Origin of the sequence: Methanospirillum sp. (assembly GCF_035406105.1) — an archaeon.
Taxonomy (GTDB): Archaea; Halobacteriota; Methanomicrobia; order Methanomicrobiales; family Methanospirillaceae; genus Methanospirillum.
The window spans coordinates 1-8,303 of record NZ_DAONKG010000108.1; the positions used below are offsets into that span (position 1 = coordinate 1).

The 8,303-nt window shown below is 50.3% G+C and carries 10 protein-coding genes; 7 read left to right on the top strand and 3 right to left on the bottom strand.

Features of this window, described 5'->3' with window-relative positions; genetic code table 11:
• Positions 1 to 285 (bottom strand): phosphomethylpyrimidine synthase ThiC (locus PLA23_RS07670; protein ID WP_324474749.1); only part of this gene is annotated, 285 nt, incomplete at its 3' end.
• 145 nt (positions 286 to 430) lie between these two features.
• Here PLA23_RS07670 and PLA23_RS07675 point away from each other — a divergent pair.
• The 7 genes from PLA23_RS07675 (at position 431) to PLA23_RS07705 (ending at position 6,007) form a co-directional block, all read left to right on the top strand.
• Positions 431 to 1,177: an anaerobic ribonucleoside-triphosphate reductase activating protein gene (locus PLA23_RS07675; RefSeq protein ID WP_324328689.1), complete on the top strand. Its 747-nt coding sequence runs from the start codon at positions 431 to 433 to the stop codon at positions 1,175 to 1,177.
• Positions 1,131 to 1,679, top strand: coding sequence for a dephospho-CoA kinase (locus PLA23_RS07680; RefSeq protein ID WP_324328690.1), 549 nt, complete (start codon positions 1,131 to 1,133; stop codon positions 1,677 to 1,679). The genes PLA23_RS07675 and PLA23_RS07680 overlap by 47 nt, the downstream gene beginning before the upstream one ends.
• Positions 1,676 to 2,446, top strand: a complete 771-nt coding sequence (locus tag PLA23_RS07685) for a sugar phosphate isomerase/epimerase family protein (protein ID WP_324328691.1) — start codon at positions 1,676 to 1,678, stop codon at positions 2,444 to 2,446. Before PLA23_RS07680 ends, PLA23_RS07685 begins: the two co-directional genes overlap by 4 nt.
• Positions 2,437 to 3,387, top strand: a complete 951-nt coding sequence (gene rnz, locus PLA23_RS07690) for a ribonuclease Z (RefSeq protein WP_324328692.1) — start codon at positions 2,437 to 2,439, stop codon at positions 3,385 to 3,387. Before PLA23_RS07685 ends, rnz begins: the two co-directional genes overlap by 10 nt.
• Before the next feature lie 228 nt (positions 3,388 to 3,615).
• Positions 3,616 to 5,454, top strand: a complete 1,839-nt coding sequence (locus PLA23_RS07695) for a DHH family phosphoesterase (RefSeq protein ID WP_324474751.1) — start codon at positions 3,616 to 3,618, stop codon at positions 5,452 to 5,454.
• An 86-nt stretch (positions 5,455 to 5,540) separates the two neighbouring features.
• The gene (locus tag PLA23_RS07700) at positions 5,541 to 5,792 is read left to right on the top strand and encodes a DUF7123 family protein (protein ID WP_324328695.1); all 252 of its coding nucleotides are present in this window, start codon (positions 5,541 to 5,543) and stop codon (positions 5,790 to 5,792) included.
• Between the two features lie 26 nt (positions 5,793 to 5,818).
• Positions 5,819 to 6,007 carry a hypothetical protein gene (locus PLA23_RS07705; protein ID WP_324328697.1) on the top strand — a complete coding sequence of 63 codons (189 nt, stop codon included), beginning with the start codon at positions 5,819 to 5,821 and terminating at the stop codon, positions 6,005 to 6,007.
• Positions 6,008 to 6,121: 114 nt separating this feature from the next.
• Here the strand turns inward: PLA23_RS07705 and PLA23_RS07710 are convergent, their stop codons facing one another.
• Together PLA23_RS07710 and PLA23_RS07715 are read right to left on the bottom strand one after the other, a co-directional pair.
• On the bottom strand, positions 6,122 to 7,378 hold the full coding sequence (locus tag PLA23_RS07710) for an L-lactate MFS transporter (RefSeq protein WP_324328699.1): 1,257 nt from the start codon (positions 7,376 to 7,378) through the stop codon (positions 6,122 to 6,124).
• Between the two features lie 21 nt (positions 7,379 to 7,399).
• On the bottom strand, positions 7,400 to 8,303 hold a 904-nt coding region (locus PLA23_RS07715), incomplete at its 5' end, for an AMP-binding protein (protein ID WP_324474753.1).

Sequence of the window (8,303 nt, forward strand, 5' to 3'; positions counted from 1 at the left end):
TTCCATGATGGTATCGGCACCGGCACGCTCCCCGGCCTTTACCTTCTCAACCTCCATATCAACATCAACAATATCGGTCGAGGTTCCGACTGAACAGTTCACCTTGGTTCGCAGTCCACTCCCAATACCACAGAGTTTCACTTTCCGATACGGTGAGACGGGTATGACTATCTGGCCGCTTGCGATCCCCCGTCGGATAAAATCTTCAGTAACGCCTTCCTGAGCCGCTACGACCTTCATTTCTTCGGTGATGATGCCTTTTTTTGCATCCTCGACTATTGACATAGCCTATATGTTCCGTTAGAAGATACATAAAGGCTCTTTTTTGCAAAAGAGACTTCATTTTTGTTTATTTGTAATCAAGAAATATTGCATACTCATGGTTTGACCCTGAATATTCTATAACTGTGAGATCAAACCTTCATGAGAAGTGGCTGAATCAGTACAGATCAACTTTGGTGGATTTGTCCCGCTCAGCACTGTTGACTGGCGGGGAAAATCTGTATGTGTGGTTTTTTTCAGGGGGTGCCCGGTCAAATGCTGGTACTGTCAGAACCAGAGTATTCTAACCGGTGAAGACAGAAGACCTGTTGAAGAGATTGCAGAGCTCATTCGTTCTTCGTCTTTACTCATCAGCGGGGTCATCTTCTCCGGTGGTGAAGCGACTATGCAACCAGCTGCGCTTTTCGCCCTTGCCGAGTACAGCAAATCAATCGGTCTTTCTACCGGTCTGCATACGAACGGGGTGTTTCCCGATGTTATCCGGACACTCATTGAAAAGCGGCTGATTGATCATATTGCCCTTGATATCAAGGCCGAGTGGAACCTGTATACCGTCAGGGGAAAGGAGCGGGCAGTTGGAAAACAGGTTAAGGAATCACTGACACTGTGTACTGCAGCCTGTCATGCCGGAACACTTCCCCATTTTGAAGTTGTGGTGACATTGTTTCCCGGATATGGCGAAGAGGTGATGACAATCTCCCATGACGTTGCTCCTGATATTGACCTAGTCCTCCAGCAGGGAGTATTCGTGGGGATTCGGCCTCTTGATCTGAATAATCTGAAAGAAATAGCAGACCGGCTTGGCCGCACGGTTAGAATACGGACACGGAGTGACGGAGAGATACGATATGAAGGTAATCGCAGTCGTGGGAATGCCGGGATCGGGAAAAGGTGAATTCTCCTCTATAGCACAGGAGATGGGAATTCCGGTTGTAGTCATGGGTGATGTCATCAGGCAAGAAGTTCAAAACCGCGGGCTTGACCAGACAGACGAGAGTATGGGTATTGTCGCACGGGCACTTCGTGAACAGTACGGAATGGCTGCGATCGCTCATGTGTGTATCCCGGTCATCAACCGGCAACAGGGAGATCTGGTTTTGGTTGACGGCATACGGGGGGATGCCGAGGTGACTCTGTTCTCTGAAACATACCCTGATTTTTCCCTGGTTTCTATCGAGGCACCGCGTGCAATCAGGTTTGCCAGATTATCAGAGCGGGGTCGCCCGGATGACCTGAAGGATATGAATGAACTCATCGCACGGGATGAACGGGAGTGTTCGTTTGGCCTTGGACGCGCCATGGAACTTGCATCGGTCAGAATAAACAATACCGGATCACGGGACGAGTTTCATGAGAAGGTCAGGGAGTATCTGAACAGGATGAGGACCACAGCATGAGCATCAGATACTTTTTTGGATCATCATCAAAGGTCTGGGATGATATTGTATGGATTTATGGTATTGAAGAGGCCGGCTTTGACGGATGGGAGATCTGTGCAGACGGGAATTACCATTTTGGGAGGAAAGAACAGTATGAGCGGGTTATCGAGACGCTTCAGTCAACGTCTCTTCAGGCCACGGTTCATGCCCCGTTTGGTGACCTGAACCCGGCGGCAATTAATGATCCGATCTGGCGGGAGACCGTCCGGCAGCTGACGGAGTGCATCCGGCTTTCTTCAGAGATCACCAACCGGGTGACCATTCATCCTGGTTATCTCTCCTGTACCGGAAAACTGGTCCCGGATAAGATCTGGCAGTTGCAAAAAGAGGCGATGCGGGAGATTGGAAAAACTGCGACAGAATACGGAGTTATTGCCTGTCTTGAGAATATGCCTGATATCCATGACTTTCTCTGCCGATACCCTGAAGAGATTGAGGGTGTCATAGAAGGCATAGAAGGGGTCTCGATGACGATCGATGTTGGTCATGCCCATACCATGGGAAAGGTCAATGACTTTCTCAAGGTAATTTCGTCTGCATCACATATCCATATTCATGATAACCATGGGAATCATGACGAGCATCTTGCTATTGGTGATGGTACGGTCAACTGGAAACGGGTATCAGAGGCGCTTATCAGGGAGTATTCCGGCGTTGTGGTTGTGGAAGGAAGATCCATTCCGGAGGCAAAACGATCCCTCGCCACCATCCGGGGGTGGACATAATCGCTGGTGAGACTCTCCAGATCTTTTTTCTGGGAACGTCAGGGGCATTGCCCAGCATTTCCCGAAGCCTCCCCTGCATTCTCCTGAAGTGGGGGTCTCATGACCTGATCTTTGACTGTGGAGAAGGGGCACAGCGGCAGATGATGAAGGCCCGTGCCGGGTTCTCTCCCGAGGTTATATATATTACTCACTGGCATGCAGACCATTTTCTTGGCATTATCGGGCTTCTTCAGACCATGTCCTTTAACGGGCGCGAACAGCCGCTGACGATCGCCGGCCCTGACTGTGTGCATGAGATGGTTGCTGATATCAAACGGATATGCAGAACCAGAATCGGTTTTCCGGTTGAGTCACAAAAGGTGAGAGCCGGAGACATTCTCATGTATGAGGGGTATTCTATCCGGGTTTTTGAAACTGATCACGGAATTCCCGGAGTCGGATACATCTTTGAAGAGAACATGAGGCCCGGACGGTTTAACCGGGAACGTGCCATTGAGCTGGGCATACGTCCCGGACCACTTTTCGGGAAACTCCAGCGGGGATCTCCGGTTACCATTACCGTTGACGGGAACGAACGGATCATTACTCCTGAAATGGTTATGGGGCCGATGAGACCGGGCAGGAAAGTAATCTATACCGGGGATACGAGGCCGGTTCTTTCAGAGCTTGCTGACATTGGTGAAGATGCAGATCTGCTCATTCATGATGCAACGTTTGATCATCAGGAAGTGGAGCGGGCAAAAGAGTTTATGCATGCGACTGCGGCAGAGGCAGGAATCGTTGCTCATACGCTCAGGGCTGCCCGTCTTGCCCTCTTTCATTTCAGCACCCGGTATACCTCAACAGAGACCCATGTTGCTGATGCACGAGTACATTTTTCCGGAGAAATTCTGGCTCCTGACGATCTTACCGTTATTGATATCCCCTTTCGGAATGTATAATGTTTCATTTTGCAAAAGCCAGTCTGGTGATGCACCCCCACAGGAATTGTGTGATAACAGATCTCCTGAAATAGGAGAAAGGCTGATACTATCAACACTCATATGAACCGCTTCCTGGGTGGAGGCGGTATTCTTCTGACGCGAAACGTTACATTCCGCCTTCAATGGAGCAGAATTTTCTAATTACTGCTGCCGGCTGACGGGCCGGATATCGCTCTGGTGAATCGTATGCCAACAGGAACAGAGACAATAGTTTACAGCCTTGGCGATGGGTGCAGTATTACGGACATCGTCATAGGAAAGACGTATACCGGGACAATCCAGGGTTTTGCAAATTTTGGAGCGTTCGTATATCTGAATAGTTCAATCAAGGGGCTTATCCATAAATCCAATATGCTGATGAGTCACCGGGAGGGTGACACCGTTATTGTCAGGGTCGGCAATATCCGGGACAATGGTAATATTGACCTTGAAGAGATCGTCATCTCCTCATATCAGATTCAGCCGGTTGTCTGCAAACGACGGACAACAAAACTTGAGGAACTTGGGAAAAAAGTCGGAAGAACTGTGACCCTTGAGTGCCAGGTGGCCCAGATTAAACAGACATCAGGGCCGACCATTTTCACCCTTGTTGACGAGAGCGGGAATGAAAATGCTGCTGGTTTTATCGAAGCAGGCAAGCGGGCATTTCCAGAGGTAAATCAGGGTGATATGGTCAGGGCAACCGGGGATGTGATGATGCGGGGCGGGCAGGTCCAGGTGGAACTGGCACGGCTTGAGGTACTGCACGGGCCTGAAGCAAAAGAGGTACTGGACCGCATTGAAAAGGCCATCGATGATCGGGCAGAACCTGATGATATCCCCCTGCTCATCGAAAGCCCGGTCCTTGAACGGCTCAGACCGGAGATGAGAAAGATTGCAAAACAGATCCGTCGTGCCGTCTTTACCGCACAGCCCATCCTGCTCCGTCACCATGCCGATGCAGACGGTATCTGTTCAGCGGTTGCCATTGAACAGGCTGTTGTTGCTCTCATCAATGATTCAGGCGGTGACTATGATACGGCAAACTACCTCTTTAAGCGTGCCCCCTCAAAAGCTCCCTTTTATGAGATAGAGGACATCGTCCGGGATCTTGATTATGCGACCCGTGACAATATCAGATTCGGGCAGAAGATGCCGCTCATCATGCTGACTGACAACGGGTCAACTGAGGAGGACCTGCCGGCAATGAAGATGGCACAGGTCTATGGCATCCCGATGATCGTCTTTGATCACCATCACCCGGATGCGATTGTGGACCAGTACCTGAACGCCCATGTAAACCCCTATCATGTGGATGGAGATTACGGGATTACTGCCGGGATGCTCGGGACTGAGATCGCCCGGCTCATATTCCCGAAGGTGGATCACCAGGTGCGCCATATCGCGGCAGTTGCGGGGGTTGCTGACCGGAGTGAAGCACCTGAACGTCAGCAGTACCTCGATCTTGTGGCCGATCGGTACTCAGAAGAAGATTGTAGAAAGATTGCACTCGCCCTTGATTATATCCAGTTCTATATCAGGTTTAATGATGGGAAAGAACTTATCAAGGACATTCTGGACTTGAACGGGGATCATGACCGGTACCGGAAGATGGTCGACCTGCTGGTTGCAGAAGCCGAGTTTGCGATCTCTGAACAGATGAAAACCTGCATGCCGCATGTCATCGCGTCAAAGCTGCCCAATGGAGCGCACCTCTTTCAGATTGATGTGGAGATCCATGCCCATAAGTTCACCTTCCCGCCACCTGGAAAGACCTGCGGTGAGGTCCATGATCGGTTATGTCAGCAATACACGGGAGAACCGGTTGTTACGCTTGGATTCGGGCCGGATTTTGTTGTACTCAGATCCCGGGGCGTCCTTATGAATATCCCGCAGATGGTCCGCGAACTCCGTGAAGAGATACCGGGAGCAGGGGTAAACGGGGGCGGCCACCTTGTTGTTGGAAGCATAAAATTTGTCGAAGGAATGCGGGAAGAGGTCATTGCACGCTTATCAGAGAAAATTGGAGAATTTCCAACGGCTTAATTATTAATCATGATAGATCATGATAATTAAGGTAACTTTAAATCTCTGCAATCGAATCTGTAAAGTACGCTGATGGAGGTCTCATAATGCCATCACACATAAAATTTAGAGAGAAGTACAACGAGACGCAGTCGCGACTTATTACTTATCTCAGAAAAGGGCTCGAATCCGGAAGACATTACTTCAAGTCGAAGTATATTGCAAAAGACCTGGGACTGTCTTCCAAGGAAGTGGGGACCAACATGGCAATTCTTGCAGAGATCTGTCAGGAACTTACCATAGTCAAGTGGAGCTATTCCAACAGCACCACCTGGATGGTATCCCCGGTAAAGAATTAAATTCTTTTTTCCCGATACGCATAGGTATGAAGGAGATTATTTCATTTGAATCTGACCTGGAATTTGTCGGAGACATTAATGAGTACAAAGACTGCCTGATGTCACAGGACAACACCCAGAATGATCCAAAAGTCCTCTGGTTTAACATCGATGTCCCAAAGGGGCATGGTCTTCAGCCAGGCGACCGGGTGAAAATTACTGTTGAAAAAGTCTGATGCAGGGGATTTAAAAAATCTCTGCAATTCTTATCCTCTTTTTTTCATTCATTGAAGAATCAGTCAGCCATCACACGCCGGCGTTCCGGAATACATGCCGGGAAAAAATGGAGGTCATGTATCTTTCAGGAAATATGCTGTAACAATGCCAATAAGGGCAAGAACGGCTACAACCGGAAAGACTCCAAGATACGACCCGGTTGCATCACGGATATATCCGGCGATCTGTGGTCCTGCGATTGCTCCTGCTCCGTAGGCAAGAAAGACGACACCATAACATCGCGGATAATCACCGGTCCCAAAGAACCGGGCCGTTGAAGCTGGGGCAATCGCAAGCCATCCGCCCAGACACCCCCAGAGGATGGCAAATGCAAGGATGTAGACCAAGACTGACGGGACTGATGCAAGCAGCAGTGATGCCCCTCCGATTAGGAGAAATGAGGCGATGGCCGTATTCCGGGGGTTTATCTTATCGGTCAGTGCCCCAAATACCGGTCGTCCACCACCGTTAAAGATGGCAAAAAAACCGACCAGCATGGTCCCAAGGGCTGCCTCAATGCCCACAACCTCTGATCCGACTGGTTTGGAGATGGAGATCGCCATAAGACCAGCCAGACATCCGATGAAGTAGCAGATCCAAAGGGCATAAAAACGGCCGGACCGGATCATCTCGGGGAGAGTAAGAGAACATGCAGGCCCTGCAGCTGCTGCTGGTATCGTGCAGCCGTCCGGAGTCCACCCGGATGGAGGGAACCTGAACGGGAGCGCCAGAAGCAGCGTCAGGACCACAAAAGCGATGCCAAATAGTCTGAAAGTACCCATAACACCAGTCATCCCGATAAGTACACCGGCAAGATTTGCCGTGATAAATGCCGAGAAACCGAATCCAAGGAGGACAAGTCCGACGGCCAGCCCACGCCGGTCAGGAAACCACCTGGCCGCTGTTGCGACAGGGGCACCATAGGCAATGCCCACACCAAGCCCGCCTATGACCCCGTACAGGACGTAGAGCATGAGTACCGACGTTGAAAATGATGCCAGTACCCAGCCAAGACCGGTCAATATCCCGCCGGCCATGATGATCTTCCGCGGTCCATGGATATCAAGATATTTTCCTGTCAGCGGCATGGCGATGGCAAAACATGCGAGAAACACCGAAAACGGCATCAGGATCTCACTTGCGGTTACTGACTGCCCAAGGGTTTTTGTGAAATAGTCAGTCAGCGGCCCGACAAAGACCGACCATGAATACACACTCCCCAGACAGAGATTAATGACCATCCCCAGAAAAACAAGTATCCACCTGCCTTTTTCGGCTTCCATACCCCAGATACGACTACCGGTTGCAGTCATTTTTAATTCTTTATCCATTCTATCACCCCGATCCCCAGGTTATTCCTCAAGAGTTGAGGTATCACCGAGATCCAAATTCATCTCTTTTGCTTTCAGAATCCGCCGCATTATCTTCCCGCTCCTGGTTCGCGGAAGCGTATCGACAAACTCGATTGAAGCAGGCATCGCAATCGGCCCGATACTCATCCTGACATGATAGGTCAGTTCAGACACCAGTTTCTGGCTTGGCTCATACCCTTTGACCAGGATGACAAATGCCTTGACCGCCTGACCCTTGATCTCATCCGGAACTCCGATGACTGCCGCTTCTGCAACTGCCTCATGCTCAACCAGGGCCGATTCAACCTCTGCAGTTCCGAGATTATGACCTGCTACGATGATGATATCATCAGACCTGCCCAGGATCATGATATATCCGTCCTGATCCTTTACCGCCAGGTCTCCGGCGGTGTAATAGTTCCTGATCTGGTTCCAGTACTTCCGGTACCGCTCATCATTATGATATACAGTCCGCATCATGGATGGCCAGGGTTTTTTAATCACCAGATGTCCCCCCTGTCCGGGTGGCATACTATTCCCCTCCGTATCTACCACATCCACCTCAACACCCGGAATCGGAAGACCGGCAAATCCGGGTTTCATTGGCTCGCCCAGGGGTGTTGTAATCATGTGCATCCCGGTCTCGGTCTGCCACCAGGTATCAAGGACTGGACACCGGTTCTTCCCGATAACCCGGTAATACCATTCAAATGCCTCCGGGTTGAGCGGTTCCCCGACCGAACCAATGATCCGGAGCGAGTCAAGGTTATACTTATTCGGCCATTCTTCTCCGACACGCATAAACATCCGGATGGCGGTGGGCGCTGTGTAAAATATCGTAACTCCGAGTTCTTCGATGATACTCCACCAGATGCCAGGATCTGGCCAGTCTGGAGTGGTTTCC

Bases quoted from the DNA above. Each gene is read 5' to 3' on its own strand.
- PLA23_RS07680 (WP_324328690.1), top strand. From the start codon at position 1,131: ATGAAGGTAATCGCAGTCGTGGGAATGCCGGGATCGGGAAAAGGTGAA.
- PLA23_RS07685 (WP_324328691.1), top strand. From the start codon at position 1,676: ATGAGCATCAGATACTTTTTTGGATCATCATCAAAGGTCTGGGATGAT.
- PLA23_RS07695 (WP_324474751.1), top strand. From the start codon at position 3,616: ATGCCAACAGGAACAGAGACAATAGTTTACAGCCTTGGCGATGGGTGC.
- PLA23_RS07700 (WP_324328695.1), top strand. From the start codon at position 5,541: ATGCCATCACACATAAAATTTAGAGAGAAGTACAACGAGACGCAGTCG.
- PLA23_RS07705 (WP_324328697.1), top strand. From the start codon at position 5,819: ATGAAGGAGATTATTTCATTTGAATCTGACCTGGAATTTGTCGGAGAC.
- PLA23_RS07710 (WP_324328699.1), bottom strand. From the start codon at position 7,378: ATGGATAAAGAATTAAAAATGACTGCAACCGGTAGTCGTATCTGGGGT.